Annotated in this window: 13 protein-coding genes; 10 read left to right on the top strand and 3 right to left on the bottom strand. The window is 65.9% G+C overall.

Translation table 11 applies throughout. From position 1 onward, the window contains the following. Nucleotides 1-64: 64 nt before the first annotated feature. Nucleotides 65-1,666, bottom strand: a complete 1,602-nt coding sequence (locus SB749_RS03965; protein ID WP_410709152.1) for a succinic semialdehyde dehydrogenase — start codon at nt 1,664-1,666, stop codon at nt 65-67. 50 nt (nt 1,667-1,716) lie between these two features. Between SB749_RS03965 and SB749_RS03960 the strand changes: the two genes are divergently transcribed. Next, nucleotides 1,717-3,009, top strand: a complete 1,293-nt coding sequence (locus SB749_RS03960) for an amino acid deaminase/aldolase (protein ID WP_410709151.1) — start codon at nt 1,717-1,719, stop codon at nt 3,007-3,009. Further along, nucleotides 3,006-4,442 (top strand): D-arabinono-1,4-lactone oxidase, encoded by a 1,437-nt coding sequence (locus SB749_RS03955; RefSeq protein WP_410709150.1) that lies wholly within the window; start codon nt 3,006-3,008, stop codon nt 4,440-4,442. Before SB749_RS03960 ends, SB749_RS03955 begins: the two co-directional genes overlap by 4 nt. Nucleotides 4,443-4,553: 111 nt before the next feature. Here SB749_RS03955 and SB749_RS03950 read toward each other — a convergent pair whose 3' ends face one another. After that, complete coding sequence (locus tag SB749_RS03950; RefSeq protein ID WP_410709149.1) at nt 4,554-5,438, bottom strand: alpha/beta fold hydrolase; 885 nt, start codon at nt 5,436-5,438, stop codon at nt 4,554-4,556. Between the two features lie 146 nt (nt 5,439-5,584). On the opposite strand from SB749_RS03950, the gene SB749_RS03945 reads away from it, so the two are divergent. Together SB749_RS03945 and SB749_RS03940 are read left to right on the top strand one after the other, a co-directional pair. Then, nucleotides 5,585-6,964, top strand: coding sequence for an MFS transporter (locus SB749_RS03945; RefSeq protein ID WP_410709147.1), 1,380 nt, complete (start codon nt 5,585-5,587; stop codon nt 6,962-6,964). Nucleotides 6,965-7,174: 210 nt separating this feature from the next. After that, complete coding sequence (locus SB749_RS03940) at nt 7,175-7,966, top strand: transcriptional regulator (protein WP_410709146.1); 792 nt, start codon at nt 7,175-7,177, stop codon at nt 7,964-7,966. Between the two features lie 196 nt (nt 7,967-8,162). Here SB749_RS03940 and purB read toward each other — a convergent pair whose 3' ends face one another. Continuing rightward, nucleotides 8,163-9,596, bottom strand: a complete 1,434-nt coding sequence (purB, locus tag SB749_RS03935; protein WP_410709145.1) for an adenylosuccinate lyase — start codon at nt 9,594-9,596, stop codon at nt 8,163-8,165. 250 nt (nt 9,597-9,846) lie between these two features. Between purB and SB749_RS03930 the strand changes: the two genes are divergently transcribed. From SB749_RS03930 to SB749_RS03905, 6 genes are all read left to right on the top strand, one after another. Then, nucleotides 9,847-10,092: a hypothetical protein gene (locus SB749_RS03930; protein WP_410709144.1), complete on the top strand. Its 246-nt coding sequence runs from the start codon at nt 9,847-9,849 to the stop codon at nt 10,090-10,092. Then, nucleotides 10,089-10,820, top strand: a complete 732-nt coding sequence (locus SB749_RS03925; protein WP_410709143.1) for a hypothetical protein — start codon at nt 10,089-10,091, stop codon at nt 10,818-10,820. The genes SB749_RS03930 and SB749_RS03925 overlap by 4 nt, the downstream gene beginning before the upstream one ends. 99 nt (nt 10,821-10,919) lie before the next feature. Beyond that, nucleotides 10,920-12,437: a hypothetical protein gene (locus tag SB749_RS03920; RefSeq protein ID WP_410709141.1), complete on the top strand. Its 1,518-nt coding sequence runs from the start codon at nt 10,920-10,922 to the stop codon at nt 12,435-12,437. 353 nt (nt 12,438-12,790) lie between these two features. Continuing rightward, nucleotides 12,791-13,945, top strand: coding sequence for a pyruvate dehydrogenase (acetyl-transferring) E1 component subunit alpha (pdhA, locus tag SB749_RS03915; protein WP_410709139.1), 1,155 nt, complete (start codon nt 12,791-12,793; stop codon nt 13,943-13,945). Beyond that, nucleotides 13,945-14,922, top strand: a complete 978-nt coding sequence (locus SB749_RS03910; protein ID WP_410709137.1) for an alpha-ketoacid dehydrogenase subunit beta — start codon at nt 13,945-13,947, stop codon at nt 14,920-14,922. The genes pdhA and SB749_RS03910 overlap by 1 nt, the downstream gene beginning before the upstream one ends. A gap of 18 nt (nt 14,923-14,940) precedes the next feature. Continuing rightward, the gene (locus SB749_RS03905) at nt 14,941-16,371 is read left to right on the top strand and encodes a dihydrolipoamide acetyltransferase family protein (RefSeq protein ID WP_410709136.1); all 1,431 of its coding nucleotides are present in this window, start codon (nt 14,941-14,943) and stop codon (nt 16,369-16,371) included. Nucleotides 16,372-16,486: the final 115 nt, after the last annotated feature.

Below are 16,486 nucleotides of genomic sequence, written 5' to 3'. Positions count from 1 at the left end.
GACCCACCAACGCCCAATTCAGTTTCACCCATCAACTGGGCCGTGCCCGACGGTGCCGCGCTCCCTACTTCATGCGCAGAGACCGCATGGCCTGCAGAGCCCCGGTCATCGCCTTCGCGAACTTCGCCTGATCAAGGGGGCCGGCCGGCGCGATCGGGTGGAGGCGCTGCTCCGCAATCGTGTGCGAGTGCATGAACTGGTGGAGGCCCTCGGGGCCGTGCCGGTGGCCCATGCCCGAGGCCTTGACTCCGCCGGCCGGAGCGTCGATGGATCCCCAGCTGGCCGGATAGACCTCATTGACGTTGACCATTCCGGCCTCGACCTGCCGCGCGATCTCACGCCCGTGGGAGCGCGAGTACACCGATGCCGAGAGTCCGTAGTCGCTGTCATTGGCGGCAGCGATCGCCGCGGCATCCGACGGCACCGAATAGACGGAGACGACGGGGCCGAAGGTCTCCTCCCGATGCAGCTCCGCTTCAGGAGGAACATCCGTGAGCACTGTCGGGGCGTAGAAGTAGGGGCCGAGATCGGGCACCGGGCGTCCGCCGGCGAGGACCGTGGCACCGGCGCTGCGTGCCTGCTCGACATGGTTGGTGATCGTCTCGAGCTGCTTCGGTCCCGCCAGGGTGCCCATGTCCGGGCCGTACTCGAACGCGGCGCTGAGGCGGTAGGCGCGGGCCGCCTCGGCGAAATGGGCGCAGAAGGTCTCATAGAGGTCCTCGTGGACGTAGATGCGCTCGATGGAGATGCACAGCTGCCCGGCCGAGGAGAACGATCCGCGCACGGCACCCTCGACGGCCTTCTCCAGATCCGCATCGGCGGCGACGATCAGGGGATTCTTGCCTCCGAGCTCGAGTGCGGCTGGGAGCAGACGCTGCCCCGCCTCGGCGGCGATCGACCGCCCAGCGGCCGTCGACCCGGTGAATGAGATTCCGTCGGCACCGGCCATGAGCGCAGGCCCGACCTCGGACGAGGGTCCGGGCACGAGCTGCCAGACCTCGGCGGGCAGGCCGGCGGCGATCGCCAGCCTGCGCATGAACACCGAGGTCAGCGTCGTCGTCGAATCGGGTTTGTGGACAACGGCGTTGCCGGCGGTCAGGGCCGCGAACAGGTCGGTCGCACCCAGGGTCAGCGGGTAGTTCCACGGCGTGATGAAACCGATCACACCCAGCGGGGTGTGCGTGATCTCGGTGCGGGTGAGCACGGGGATCGCCCCGCGCCGACGTTCGGGACGCAGATAGCGGGCGGCCATCACCCCGTAGTGGCGCAGCACGTTGTAGGTATCGAGGATCTCGTCATAGGCGTGGATGCGAGCCTTGCCGGTCTCGTACTGGATGATGTCGAGGAGCAGATCCTCGTTCCGAGCCAGTGCGGCGTGCAGTCGAGTGAGCACCTTCGCCCGGTGCTCCACCGACTGGGCAGCCCACGTGGGGCCGGCGATGCGGGCCGTGGCGTAGGCGGCTTCGATGTCGGCAGGAGTGTTCCGAGTGAACCGGTCGACCTCTCGGCCGGTGAACGGTTCGACGCCGCGCATCACCTCGCCCGAACCGGAGGCATCCGCGTACGGATCGGTGTCGAGGAAGTCCCGCAGCGCCGCGGTGACATGCGAGGATGCGGTCCCGGCGGTGCCTGCTTCGGAGACGTGGGTGGTGGTGTCTGTGGTCATCGGCTTCCTAATTCATGTGACGTAGGTCATCGCAGGCTAGACTACCCAATATGGTGTCGAGTGGTCTCCGGGGTGCGCTGAAAGGAACCTGTGCACCCACCGCCGTCCTCGATCTCGACGCCTTCGACGCCAACCTCGACGCCCTGGCCGAACGCGCTCGCGGACTGCCGATCCGGCTGGCCACGAAGTCCCTGCGCGTGCCCGCCGCCATCGACCGGGCGCTCGCCCATCCCGGCTATTCCGGTGTGCTCGCGTATTCCGTCCCCGAGGCACTGTTCCTCCACGCCCGCGGCATCCGCGATATCGTCATCGGCTATCCCAGCCTCGACCGTCCCGCCCTGGCGCGGATGATCGCCGAGGCGGATGCGCTCTCGAACATCACCGTGATGATCGATTCCGTGGACCACCTCGACATCATCGACGACGTCCGAAGATCCCTCGCCGAGGCGGGGCCGGGCTCCGCCCCGGAAGTGACCGTTCCAGACGGCACTGTCCCGGACGTGACCGCTCCGGGGGAGGACGCGACGAACCTCGCCGAGGCGGAAGCCGCCTCGGTGCGGGTGTGCATCGACGTCGACTCCTCCTATCGACCGGCCGAATCCTGGTTGGGCGACCGCGTCCATATCGGAGCCAGGCGCTCACCGATCCGTGACGGGCGATCGGCCGTCGCGCTCGCACGGCAGGTCGCCGCGCGGTTCGGTATCGACCTCGTCGGGTTGATGTTCTACGAAGGGCAGATCGCCGGCACCGCCGATGCCGGACGAACCGTGCGGCAGACGATCGTGCGCGCCATGCAGAAGGCCTCGATCGCCGAACTCGCCGAACGACGAGCTGCCGTCATCGCCGCGGTCCGTGAGGTCGCCGACCTCGAATTCATCAACGGCGGCGGAACCGGCTCGTTCGAATCCAGCTCCGTCGAAGGCACTCTGACCGAACTCGCTGCCGGATCCGGCCTCTTCTCCCCAGGACTCTTCGACGGCTATACGCACTTCCGGCATCGGCCCGCCGCGTACTTCGTCACCCCTGTCGTCAGACGCCCTGCACCTGGTTGGGTGACGGTCTTCAAGGGCGGATTCATCGCCTCGGGAGTCCCTGGTGCCGACCGGCTGCCGACCATCGCCTGGCCGCCGAGTCTCGAATACTCCGGTCTCGAGGGTCCCGGGGAGGTGCAGACTCCGCTGACCGGGCCCGGCACGGAATCGCTGCGCATCGGCGATCTCGTGTGGTTCCGGCACGCCAAAGCAGGCGAACTGGCCGAACATTTCAACGAATTCCTTGTCGTCTCGGGGTCGACGATCATCGACACCTGGTCGACATACCGGGGAGAGGGACTGGTGCTGTGAGAGAAGTGCAGTCAGGGCGCGGCGAACGGATCGGTCGCGGTGCGAAACGTGTGGCGGAGACGGTTGCGGGCCGTGCATCGGGCCGATCTGCAGTGAATGGCCGGCATGCGTTCCGGAACTGGGCCGGTCACGTCCACGCACATCCGCACACATTCTCGGGCCCCGCCTCGGCGGAGGAGCTGTCGGGAATCGTCACGACCGCAGCAGCGGCCGGGGACCGTCTGCGGGTCGTCGGAGCCGGGCATTCCTTCACTCCCGTGGCCGCTGGCGATGACGTCATGGTCAGCCTCGACGGACTGTCGGGGATCGTCGCCGTCGACGAGGCGGCCGGCCGGGTCCGCTTCCACGCCGGCACCCGGCTGCGGGACATTCCCGCACTCCTCGCACCCTTCGGTCTGGCCCTGGAGAACCAGGGGGACGTCAATCCGCAGGCACTGGCCGGGGCGATCTCGACGAGCACGCACGGCACGGGGATCGGGTTCACCGGGTTCGCCGGGACCGTCACGGGGTTGAGCCTGATGGGCCCCGACGGCAACGTGCGGGAACTGTCGGCCGCAGCGGAACCGGAGATCTTCGACCTCGCTCGGGTCAGCCTCGGCGTCCTCGGCATCATCACCGAGGTCGAACTCCAGTGCGTGCCGGCCTTCGACCTCATCGCCGAGGAGAAGGTCGCCGGATTCGACGAACTCCTCGACGGACTGACCGAGCGGATGCGCGGGGCCGACCATTTCGAGTTCTACTGGTTCCCGCACACCGATTCGGTGCTGACGAAGACGAACACCCGGGTCGAGCCCGGGCAGGCCGGGCCGGGTCACCTCGCCGAGGCGGGGGTGCGCAACCGGTGGCTCAACCTCCTCGACAAAGAGGTGGTGGAGAACGGGGCGCTGCGGCTGGCCGTCGAGCTCGGTGCCAAGGTCCCGTTCGTGGTGCCCTCGATCAATCGCATCGCTCAGTCCGTCGTGGCAGACCGGACGTACCGGGCGCCGGGTCACGATGTGTTCGTCACCCCACGGCGGGTGCGGTTCAACGAGATGGAGTACGCGCTGCCCTTCGACTCCGGGTCCGAGGCGATTCGGGAGATCAGAGACGTCATCGAGGCCAAGGGGTGGGCGATCTCATTCCCCCTCGAGGTCAGGTGCGCCGCCGCCGATGATGCGCCGCTGTCGACGGCGACGGGGCGGGAGACGATGTACATCGCCGTCCACCGCTTCATCAAGGAGGACTTCGCCGAGTACTTCCGCGTGGTCGAGGAGATCCTGAGCCGGCACGGCGGCCGACCGCACTGGGGCAAGATCCACACCCGCACGGCCGCCGACCTGAACGAGCTCTATCCGCGATTCGCGGACTTCTGCGAGCTGCGGGCCCGTCTGGACCCGGCTGCCATGTTCGGCAACCGCTTCACCGACTCGCTGTTCGGTCTCAGCCGTATCTGAGGGCGCAGCGTCAGCCGAGAAGTGGTCGCAAACAGACACTTTTGGCCGCGCGGCGGTCGAGAAGTGGTCGCAAACGGATACTTCTGGGCGCGGCGAATCTCCGATAGTGACCTATTCTTCCGCTGCTCTCGTCTCGAGCCAGTCGAGGATCTCCGGCCAGGCGTCGTCGGCGATGGATCGGCGCATGAGGCCGTGATGTCCGATGCTCTTCACCCCGAGCTCCTCCGGGACGAAGGTGCGCCGCGTCACCGGAGCCAGCCGCAGGCGGTCGGTGAGCGCATCGATGAACGCACCGGTCGCCCAGGGATCGTCCGAGGTGCCGACGGCGAGGACAGGTGTGCGCAGTCGGGCGGCGCGGGCCTCGGCGTCGAAACTCGGGTCGTCGAAGAAGAAGTGGGGGCGGCGCAGCCAGTCCGTCCATTCGTAGAGGGCGGCGGCGGGGATGTCCTCGCCGAGTCCCACTCGGCTGCCGGGCATATATCCGAACACACGTGTGGCCACCCTGCCGAAGACTCCGAGGCCGACTTCCACTCGCAAGCGCTCGCTGCGGGGTGCGATGCTGCGGGCCGCCACCATCGCTGTGGCGATTGTGACGATTCCGCACAGCCGCTGTCCGCCGCTGCCCAGGAGCAGAGCGTGCCCGCCGAGGCTGTGGCCCAACGCCGTATGCGGCAGATCAGGGAACCTCTTCTCGGCCCAGGCGCCCGCGGCCGCCACATCTTCGCAGATCCAGTCGCGCATGCGCAGATGCCGATGGGTGCGAGCCGCCCTCCGGTCACCGACACCGCGGAAGCCGTAGGTGACCACGGCGAACCCACGGGCAGCCGCCGCCTCGGCGAAGGAGAAGTAGAAGCGTTCGGGAGTCGCGGTGGCCGGGTGGATCGTCAGCACCGCGTGCGGGTCGGCCGAGGGGAGGAAGAGATGTCCCTCGAGATCGCTGGAACCGGACCGGCTCGACACCGGGATGCGCACGTCCTGCTTGAGAAGTGAGTCCATATTTTTCAGGGTAATCATCACTGCCCCAATATGCTACCAGTCAGTAATATAATTCCGGTTGGCGTCGACTGCCGACATGTGCGGCGCAATCACTGCCGACATCCTCGGCGGTATCCCATGTCCGAACGTGCTGGTACGCTCGGGGAATGACAGCGTCGGATCGGAACCATCCCGTATCACCCGCCCAAGCAGGCAGTCGAGAGCGGGAGAGAGGCCGGCGCAGGTCGATGTTCGTCGCCGCCTTCGGCACCGTCGTCGAATGGTACGACTTCTCGATCTTCTTCTATGTCGCCACGACCCTGACCAAGGAATTCTTCGGCGACCAGACGGATTCCCTGCTGCTCACCCTCGGGGTCGGTGCGGCGGGATTCCTCTTCCGGCCCTTGGGCGCGATGGTCTTCGGTCACCTCGGTGATCGGATCGGGCGTCGTTCGACGCTCATCATCTCCGCGGTCCTCATGGCGATCTCCATGCTCGGGATCGCGGTGATTCCGAACTACGACACGATCGGCATCTGGGCCGGCGTCCTCATGGTCGCCCTTCGCTGCCTGTCCGGATTCTCCGTCGGTGCCGAGTACACCGGCATCATGGTCTTCCTCATGGAATCGGCAGGACCGGGAAAGCGCGGATTGGCTGCCAGCTGGGCCGCGGCCAACAGCGAGGTCGGCGCGCTTCTGGCCGTGGGATCCGGTGCGCTGCTGGCGAATACGCTCAGTCCCGAGGCGATGGATTCCTGGGGTTGGCGGCTGCTGTTCGTCCTCGGCGCCGTGCTTGCCATCATCATGGTTCCGCTTCGGTCGATGATGGAGGAGACCGAGACCTTCAAACGGCTGCAGCAGGCGGAGAAGGACAACAAGGGCAAGAAGGACGTCGGTCTCGAACGCTCCCCGCTCATCACCGCGATCCTCGAGCAGCCGCGGGCGATCCTCGTCGCCTTCCTCATCTCGTCGATCGGCTCGGTCAGCTACTTCCTCAACATCACCTATGTGCCCACCTACATCGAGGAGGTGGCGAAGGTCCCGAACTCCGGTTCCCTGGCACTGGGCACGGTCGCGGCCGTCGTCGCCATCGTCGTCACGCCGTTCTTCGGCCTCGCCTCCGACAGATTCGGACGCAAGCCCGCCCTGGCCGTTCTCATGGCTGTCTTCGTGTTCACGATCATTCCCGCATACGCTCTGCTTGGCGGCAGCTCCTCGAGTGGGGCGGTCTTCGGTGTTGCGTTCCTCGCAATTCCCGCGGCCGGGTGGAGCGCAGTGGCCGCCGCCATGGTGCCCGAGCAGTTCACCGGCACGAGCCGCTTCTCCGGCATGGCGATCGGCTACAACGTCGCCACCGTCCTGTTCGGCGGACTCTCGCCGCTCATCGCCACGGCACTCATGTCGTCGACGGGAATCACTCTGGCGCCGGCGATCTACGCCACCGTCGTCATCGTCGTCGCCGGAGTCCCGACCCTCATCCTCGCCCGCAGCATGGGCAAGAAGACCCTCGCCGAGGTGGACGCGGACAAGCATCTCGTCCCTGCGTGAGAGCACTGGTTCGAGGCATTCGGGCGGGGTCGGCGCTGTCTGTTCGCTGTGGCGCGGTGCCCGTTCGAGGGCTGCGGCCGATCGGTGACAGACGTTGCCGTTCTGCCACACTCTGCGCACATCTCGAGCGCGATGAACTCATAAGTTGGTTTCAGAACACGCATTCGGGCGACCTGCTCCCGAGTGCGAGAGACCGATCAAGGAGTCATCATGAAACGCATGAAGCGTGCCACCTTCACCGCTGCGGCCGTGCTCAGCTGCACACTCGCCTTCTCGGGCTGCTCGCTCATCAGCCAGGCCGTCCAGCCCGAACAGGGCCAGACCGGAGAACAGTCGAACGCCGACGCTCAGGATCAGGGCAGCCAGGATCAGAACGGTCAGGATCAGGGCGACCAGAACGGCCAGGAGTCGAACGCCGACCAGAACGGCCAGGACCAGACCGGTGGTCAGGATTCGAGTTCCGATCAGTCGACGTCGGGCTCCTCGTCGTCGACCTCGTCTTCTGACGGGGCCACCGGTTCGGGTTCGGGCGCGTCGTCCGGCAGCCAGGGGCAGGTCAGCATCGGCGAAAGCTTCGAGGATCCGGAGATGCAGGACAAGATCGAGGTGCTCTCTGCGGTGCGGAACTTCGAGTCGTCCAAGAGGGCATCGGCGATCGAACTCGGCGGCGAAGTCGTCCTCCTCGAAGTCAAGATCACCCCGGGGCAGAAATACAGCGGACTCATCCAGTCCGGAGCCTTCAAGATCTCCGAAGGCGGCGGGGCGGACTACCGATACGACCAGACGGACGGCCTCGAAGCCGAGATGCGAGCTGCCGGCTATGAACCCTTCGAGGACGTCAGACGCCGTGACGGCGGAACCCACCAGGGCTGGCTCGCGTATGTTCCGAACGAGAAGCAGGATGCCTACACGATCCGCTACGAACGCGGACCCGGCAAGGTGCTGGGAACCGACGAGAAGGTCCCGGAGTTCACGACGACCTTCGACATCCCCTCCGTCTGACTCCCGAGGCTGACTCGCGAGGGCGGCGACTGCGAACCGCGAGTCACGTGCCTGCGACCCGCGAGGTCGGCAGCGGGGAGGTGTCAACCGATCAGCAAGGTCTGCCGCTGGACGCCATCAGCCGACCAGGGAATTGCACATCGAGGCCGGTCTCCGAATTCGGAGACCGGCCTCGATGCGTTGTCAGGGTCTGTGATCAGCCTTCGCTGAGGGCCTTCCAGTCAGAGACCTCGGACTCGGCGAGCTGAGCCGCGACACCGGTGTAGGTGGCAGGTGTCAGAGCCTTGAGCAGTTCGGCACGCTCCTCGGGCAGCCCGAGACCGTCGACGAACGTCTGCAGATCGGCCTGGTTGATGCGCTTGCCGCGCGTGAGTTCCTTGAGCGTTTCGTACGGGTTGTCCATTCCCGGCACGCCCTGCAGTCCGGCGGCACGCATGACCGACTGGACGGCTTCACCGAGGACCTCCCAGTTGCCGTCGAGGTCGGCGGCCAGAGCCTCCTCGTTGATGGCAAGGGCACCGAGGCCCTTGATCAGATTGTTGAGTGCGAGCACCGAATGGCCGTAGGCGACACCGATGTTGCGCTGCGAGGTCGAGTCTGTGAGGTCGCGCTGCATCCGCGAGGTGATCAGCGTCGAGCCGAGGGAATCGAGCAGGGCGCAGGAGAGTTCGAGGTTCGCTTCGGCGTTCTCGAAGCGGATCGGATTGACCTTGTGCGGCATCGTCGACGAACCGGTCGCACCGGCGACGGGGATCTGCTTGAAGTAGTTCATCGAGATGTAGGTCCACATATCGGTGGCCAGGTTGTGTGCGATCCGGTTGAACCGAGCGACATCGGCGAACAGCTCGGAGTTCCAGTCGTGGGATTCGATCTGCGTGGTCAGCGAGTTGAAGGTCAGCCCGAGACGGTCTTCGACGAAGGTGCGGGCGATCTGCGGCCAATCCGCTCCCGGCACAGCAGCCAGATGGGCCGAATAGGTGCCCGTGGCGCCGTTGATCTTGCCGAGGAACTCTGTGGCGGCGATGCGTTCGTACTGACGGCGCAGGCGGTGGATGAAGACCGCGAGCTCCTTGCCCATCGTCGTCGGGGTGGCCGGCTGCCCGTGCGTGTGGGCGAGCATCGGAACGTCGGCCAGTTCCGCGGCGGACTCGGCGAGAGCGTCGATGAGGGCCTTCGCTCGCGGCAGCCACACCTGTTCGGTGGCACCTTTGATGCCCAGCGCCCAGGACAGGTTGTTGATGTCTTCGGACGTGCAGCAGAAATGGACGAGCTCGCCGAGGTCCTCGGCGCCGATCGTCACTAGGGCTTCTTTGATTGTGTATTCGACGGCCTTGACGTCATGGACGGTGACGGCTTCATGAGCGGCCAGCGTGGCGATGGTGTCGGCGTCGAAGTCGGCGGCGAAGGCACGCAGCTCATCGACCTCATCGGGGGTGAGCGTGCGAACGCCCTCGATCACCGAGTTCTGTGCGAGGTGGATGAACCATTCGATCTCAACGATGATGCGATTGCGGTTGAGGGCCGCCTCGGAGAGGTGATCGACGAGGTCAGCGGTGTCTTTGCGGTAGCGACCATCAAGCGGTCCGAGAGCGATGGCGGGCGAGATTTCGGCAAGGGAAACAGTCGGCATGCCCTTATTTTCTCATGAGCGGCACATTGGGGCGGCACCCGTCCGCGCCGACCGATCGTCAGACGCCGGCGGCGGACGGGACTCGAGCACCCCACCTTGTGGATTCGGTGGCGACTTCGACATCTGTGCGCTGTGGACGCTCAGGTCTCTTCCCCAGCCCTGAAATCGAGGGTTCCGTGCTCGAACCGCTGCCTCCTACGGTCGAGTGATTCGGGCACGGATGCCGAACAGGCAGGCGGAGGGCAGAGGCATGATCACTGACGAATTGGAGCACAATCGCGAACAGTGGAGACGGCGAGCGGAGGTGCTGCACTCCCTGGCGCAGAGCTGCCGACAGATCGACGGATGGGATTCCCCGGCGGGAGCGCTGCTCGATGACCGGGTGGCCTCGTGTGCAGAATCGATCGACAAGTTGGGTGAGAGGGCGGAGAAGCTCGCCGAGGCGTATGACCTCCACCTGCAGGTCGTGTCGGTGGGCGGGCGGATCCAGCTGTGAACACTCACCCCGCCGAACGTGAGGGCGCCGGCATCGACAGTTGGATCGTCGTCGACCTCGACCGGATCAGCAGACTGCCCGAACGGCTGCGTCGTCTCTGGCCGCCCGATCTGCTCCCTCGCCGGGCCGACCGGGACTCCCGAGCCGCCTCGGCAGAGGAGGAGAGATCCAGCGCAGGCTCGGCGCCCGCGGCCGCACCCTCGGCGACTGCGGCCGTACCTTCGGGATTGGGCGAGGGCGACGGGGGCGCGAAGCGGGATCTCGATGTGCTCACCGCATGGCTGCGCGGCTTCGCCTCCGAACTCAACCGAGTGCGCACGCGAATCAGCGTCGTCGTGTCGTCGGGTGTCGAGACCGTCCATCTGGCACTGTGCCTGGGTCCGGGAGTCGGACATGCGATCCTCGCGCTGCAAGGGGAGGGGCTTGAGGACTTCGCGCGGCACCAGCTGCTGCGCCGGATCGAACCGGGACGGATCGGGCACGTCGTCGAGGATCTCACCGAACTCGTCGACCGGGACTGTGTGCTCACGCTCAGCTGGGCGTCCGGAAGGGATGCGACCGGGCTGGAGTTCCTCCGACGAGAGGGCGGGACATGGTTCCGGCCGGTCATCGAGCGCGCCGGTGATTCCGTCACCGTCGACGATGACGTCGCCGCCGGCGAATCAGCGGTGCGAAAGCTGCTGAGCGCCGTGCTCACACGGACGCTCACGGCTGGAGCTCCGAGTTGACGGCGGCAGCTTCTGACCGCTGGGAACTCGTGGCCTTCGTAGCCGGCGGGGACCCAGGACTGGGGCCGGCCGGGAGCGAGACATGAGAGGAGACCCGCGATGATCGGTTCGACCACCCGCGGAGGCGGGCGGATCACCGTCGACGAACGCGCCGACGGCAGCGGAGACGCACTGCAGACCGTCATCGCCGACATCGGCGAACTGTCCATCGAAGCCGCTGTCGGAGACTTCGACCTCGCGACGCTGCTCACTCAGGTCCCCGCCCCGGCGACGGCGCTCAACCTCGATGCCTGCCGGATCCGGTTCCACGCCCAGCTGACCGCCTCGGTGCTCGAGCTCGAGGCCACATTGCTCGCCGTTCGAGCCGCTGCCTTCGCCTACCGGCAGGCGGAGAAGGGCATCAGCGAAGTCTTCGGCGGACTGCTCGACGCACTCGGGTACGCGACCGGCCGCATCATCGCGCTCAGCCTGCCCGTCATCATTCCCGCAGCGCTCGTCGTCGGCGCCCAGGTCGTCGTGGTCACGAAGATCCTCGACGTCACCGGTCTCGACGATGTCATCACCAAGCAGTTCGGCATCGACTTGGGCAAGACGAAGGCGAAAGCGAAGGAAGCGCTGATCACGTTCGCGTTCGAACAGTCCGACGTCACCGGGGCCGTCATCGAGCATGTGCTGCCGGGCTTCGTCGTCGGATTCCTCGGGCTGCCTCCGTTCATCCTCGACTCCGAAGGCGATCACGCGTTCTGGCCGCACGATTCGACGTCGATGACGATCTGGGTCCTGGCAGGTGCGAACGCGTTCGGACTGCTGCTGCCCTCCGATGTCGAAGTCTGGAGGGCGAAGGGCCTGACTGCTCCGCACAAAGAGCCGCCGCGTGACGTCGAAGACCTCTTCATCCGCGAAGCGAACTGCCACCGCGGAGCCGATTCCGGGCAGGTCCGCATCGAGGAGGTCGTCGGACCCGATGGGACGACCCGCTATGTCGTCTACGTCCCCGCCACCACCGACTGGTCTCCGAAGTCGGGTGACAATACGACGGACCTGACGACGAACGTGCAGGGCATGGCCGGCAATGACACCGTGATGCGCGAAATGGTGCGCCAGGCGATCGCCGATGCCGGGATCGGCCGCGGCGACGAGGTCATGCTCGTCGGCTATTCGCAGGGTGGAATCACCGCAGGCTCTCTGGCCGCGGACCCGGCGTTCCTCGACGATGTCAATGTCACGGCCCTGATGACGGTCGGTGCTCCGATCTCCGACTTCGCCATCGATTCGGGAATCGACGTGCTCTCGATCGAGCACGAACAGGACCTCGTCCCCGATCTCGACGGCAATGAGAACCCGGCGACGAAGAACTGGTCGACGATCACCGTCGACTACGACCCCGACGAACTGCGCAAAGTTCCCGAACTGGCGGACAAGACCGATGCCGAACTCGATGAGATGTTCGCCTCGGCCGGGGCGGCGCACTCCTCCGTCGCCTACGCGGCCTCGATCGGTCTGCTGCTGAAGGGAGGGAACCCCGCAATCGACCGCTTCACCTCGAAGAACTCAGGCTTCTTCACCGGAGACCTCGCGAAGACGCGCGACTTCCAGGGCAAGCGCAAACGTCACTGAACTCGGTCGCGCGGAACGGCCCTCGGCATCGAAACGAAAGGGCCGCCTCGGTGCTCGGATGTGCATTGGTCGGACGATGGAGCATCTCTGCCGTGATCGACAATTGTCCACGGAAGGCTTTGGAACTCGGCCACATGTGTCGAGCTCGGGCCATAGTCTGTTCCTGACCTGCACTTTTGATACTCGAACCGCATGGGGAGAGTGGCAAGCAGTGAGTGGATTCGGTATTGTGATATCACCTGTGAATCAGATCACTCGAGGGCGAGTTCTCACATCCGAGGGCCTGCCCGACGGACACGGTCCACCACTGGTCACCTCCGGTGAAGATGGACCTCGAACAAAGGAGAACTGAAATGACCTCCAACATTTCAGTGGGAACCGGCGCTGCCCACAGTCAGTCCTCGGAGCCCAGAATGATCCAGATGCTCACCGAAGACGGAAACCGCGTCGAATCCGGTGAGTACGATGCCTTCGCAGCAGAACTCACCGATGAGGATCTGCGCGGCTTCTACCGGGACATGGTCCTGGTCCGCCGCATCGACGCCGAAGGAGCTGCCCTGCAGCGTCAGGGACAGTTGGGCCTGTGGGCACCTCTGTTCGGACAGGAAGCAGCCCAGATCGGCATGGGACGGGCCGCTCGCCCCCAAGACTTCGTCTTCCCCACGTACCGCGAACACGGCCTCGCCTACACCCGCGGTGTCGAACCCGAAACCCTGCTCAGCATCTTCCGCGGTCAGAACCACGGCGGCTGGGATCCGCAGGAGCACCGGTTCCACACCTACACCATCGTCATCGGCTCGCAGACTCTGCACGCCACCGGCTACGCCATGGGCATCTCCATGGACGGCGACGTCGGCACCGGCGACATCGACCGCGATACGGTCGCCATCGCCTGCTTCGGCGACGGCGCGACCTCGCAGGGCGATGTCTCCGAGGCGCTGACCTTCGCCGGAGCATTCCACGCCCCGGTCCTGTTCTTCTGCCAGAACAACCAGTGGGCCATCTCCGAACCCACTCACGTCCAGACCGCAGCCCCGCTGTCGACCCGCGGCGAAGGATTCGGAGTCCCGGGCATCCGCGTCGACGGCAACGACATCATCGCGATGTACTCCGTCGCCCGTGCCAGCCTCGACTCCGTGCGCGCCGGCCACGGCCCGATGCTCATCGAAGCCTTCACCTACCGTCGCGGCGCCCACACCACCGCCGACGATCCGACGAAGTACCGCGACAAAGCCGAAGAGGAGATCTGGGAGGATCGCGACCCGATCGCCCGCCTCAAGGCCTACCTGGACAAGCACACCGAGACCAGCGACGAATTCTTCGCCGAGGTGGACGCCGAGGCCGACACCCTCGCCGCACGCATCCGCCACAACTGCATGACCATGGAGAACCCCGACGCGGTCGAGATGTTCGCCCATGTCACCGCGGAACCCCACTCCCTCGTCGACGAGGAACGTGCCGAATTCCTGGCATACCAGGCCTCGTTCGCCGATGCGGGTGAGGCCTGATGGAGAAACTCCCCCTTTCTAAGGCGATCACCGCCGGAATGCGCAAGGCCATGGAGGACGACCCGAAGGTCGTCCTCATCGGTGAGGACATCGGCAAACTCGGCGGCGTCTTCCGCGTCACCGAGGGTCTGCAGAAGGACTTCGGTCCGCAGCGCGTCATCGATGCCCCGCTGGCCGAGTCCGGCATCGTCGGCACCTCGATCGGCATGGCCATCCGCGGCTACCGTCCCGTCATCGAGATACAGTTCGACGCGTTCATCTTCCCGGCCTACGACCAGATCGTCACCCAGGTGGCGAAGCTGTACAACCGCACCCTGGGCAAAGAGAACATCCCGTTGGTCATCCGCGTGCCCTACGGCGGCGGCATCGGCTCACCCGAGCACCATTCGGAGAGCCCCGAGACCGTGTTCGCCCACCATGCGGGACTGCGACTCATCTCTCCGTCGAACGCTCATGACGCGTACTGGATGATCCAGGACGCGATCAAGAGCGAGGATCCGGTGATGTTCTTCGAACCCAAGCGTCGCTATTGGATGCGCGGGGATGTCGACACGTCGGCCCGAGGCGAGCTGGGCATGAACGACGCCCGCGTCGTGTCCGAAGGCACCGATGTCACCCTCGTCGCCTACGGCCCGCTGGTGCCGACGGCGCAGGACGTGGTCACCGCGGCTGCCGAGGAAGGCAAGAGCGTCGAACTCATCGACCTGCGCAGCCTCAATCCGATCGACTTCACCACGATCGAGAAGTCCGTGACGAAGACCGGCCGTCTGGTTGTTGCCCACGAGGCTCCGACCTTCCTGGGGCTGGGTTCGGAGATCGCCGCGCGCATCACCGAACGCTGTTTCTTCAATCTCGAAGCCCCGGTCATCCGGGTCGGCGGGTACCACACCCCGTACCCCGGTTCGCGGATGGAAGAGCACTACCTGCCCGACCTCGATCGCATCTTCGATGGTGTCGATCGGGCCCTGTCCTACTGATTTCGAGGAGAGTCAAGAATGTCTTTCGAATTTCCTCTTCCCGACGTCGGTGAGGGCCTGACCGAGGCCGACATCGTCGCGTGGAAGGTCGCCCCCGGCGACACTGTCACCGTCAACCAGATCCTCGTCGAGATCGAGACCGCGAAATCGCTCGTCGAGCTGCCCAGTCCGCAGGCCGGCACCGTCGGTGCGCTCCTTGTCGAGGAGGGCCAGACCATCGAGGTCGGCACCCCGATCATCCGGTTCGGCGGAGATGATTCCAACGCCGAGGAGGCCCCCGCCCCTGCTGGTGCGCCGGCTCCCGGTTCGGCTGAGAAGTCGACCGATGCGTCCGGTGATGCCGACGGAGGGGCCACTCTCGTCGGTTATGGTGCGAAGGAGTCGTCGTCGAAGCGGCGTCCGCGCAAGGGTGCTCCTGTCCCGGCTCCCGCAGCATCGGTTGCTCCGGCAGCGTCGGCTGCCCCAGCTGCGGAGGCGGCCGCACCTGCACCGGCAACAGCTCCGGCGGCTCAAGCACAGTCCGCTTCGGCAGCGCAGTCGCAGTCCGCTTCGGCTCCCGCCTCGCCGAGCAAACCGCTGGCGAAGCCGCCTGTGCGGAAACTCGCGAAGGATCTGGGCGTTGACCTCTCCCAAGTGACACCGACCGGTCCCCGCGGGGACGTCACGCGCGACGATGTGCACGCCGCCGCCAATCAGACCGCCGCTCCCACGTCGGGTGCGACGGCACCGGCGGCCGCCTCGGCGAGTGATCAGGGAGCGCTCGAAGAGCGGATCCCGTTCAAGGGCGTGACGAAGATGATGGCCAAGGCCATGGTCGATTCGGCATTCACGATGCCGCACGTCACCGAGTTCCTCGATGTCGATGTCACCGAGACGATGGCGATGGTCCGCCGGTTGAAGTCGACGAAGTTCCTGGGCGAGGACGTCAAGGTCTCGCCGCTGCTCATCGTCGCCAAGGCCGTGGCGTGGGCCGTGGGACGCAATCCGCGGATCAACTCGTGCCTCTCCGGCGACGAGATCGTCGTGAAGAAGTACGTCAACCTCGGCATCGCGGCCGCTACTCCGCGCGGACTGATCGTGCCGAACATCAAGAACGCGCAGGCCATGGGTCTGGGCGAACTGGCGCAGGGCATTCAGGATCTCACTGCTCTGGCGCGGTCGGGCAAGACGCCGCCGGCCGATCAGGCCGGGGGCACGATCACGATCACGAATGTCGGCGTCTTCGGAGTGGATGCCGGTACGCCGATCATCAATCCGGGTGAGGCCGCGATCCTCGCGTTCGGGCAGGTCCGGAAGAAGCCGTGGGTGGTGGACGACGAGATCGTTCCGCGCGAGATCACTACGCTGTCGGTCAGCGCCGACCATCGTGTCGTCGACGGCGAGATCATCTCGAAGTTCCTCGCCGACGTCGGACGGGGCCTGGAGGACCCGACCCTGATGTTGGCCTGATTCACGCCCTGGCGCCGGCTTCTGACCGGCTCTGGAAGCTTGAACGCCCCGGTTTCGCACAGTGCGAGGCCGGGGCGTTCTGTTCTCTTGGATGGTCGCGGCCCAGTCCAAGGCA

It is taken from the genome of Brevibacterium sp. SIMBA_078 (assembly GCF_046534565.1).
Classification (GTDB): Bacteria; Actinomycetota; Actinomycetes; order Actinomycetales; family Brevibacteriaceae; genus Brevibacterium.
The sequence above is the reverse complement of the archived record's forward strand: the minus strand, read 5'-3'. Positions and strand labels throughout refer to the sequence as shown.